The organism is Methanobrevibacter filiformis (assembly GCF_001639265.1).
Taxonomy (GTDB): domain Archaea; phylum Methanobacteriota; class Methanobacteria; order Methanobacteriales; family Methanobacteriaceae; genus Methanacia; species Methanacia filiformis.
On the sequence record NZ_LWMT01000220.1, the window covers coordinates 1 to 526 of the forward strand.

The 526-nt window shown below is 26.2% G+C and carries 1 protein-coding gene; it reads left to right on the top strand.

Annotated features, from left to right (window positions below):
• On the top strand, positions 1-526 hold a 526-nt coding region (locus tag MBFIL_RS10855), incomplete at both ends, for a hypothetical protein (protein ID WP_169805510.1).

Here is a 526-nt window from a genome sequence, read left to right on the forward strand (position 1 = left end):
TTAGTTGATGAATATAGAACAGATAAAATAGCTAGTTTATGCAAAACAGATATAATATTAAAAACATTTCTAAATGGTAAAACACCATCATCCACAACATTAAGCAGATTTTTATCAAACAGCAACTCCATTACCATCAAAAAAATATTTCTACACACATTACTCGTTTTAAATGACCACCATATCCTAAAATTTCTCCATATTTTCATTGACGGTACTGATGCATTAATTAAAGGATCTAAACACTACACTATCACACGTGATGAATTAAAAGCTTTAAAACTAATGAAAAAATGGAATTTACTGCACAATAAAAGTAAAAATTCAATTAAAAGAATTAAAAAAGAACTAAAAATCAAAGAACAAGAATATGAAGAATATCCTGACGTTTTAGAAAGTATACAGATCATTAGAAAAAGAATCATGCTTTACAATAAAAATATGTCCCAACGTATAAATGAATTTGAAGATCGATTTAAGGAAATAGATAATGATTATGTTAGTATTACATTTCCTGAAGCTGTTA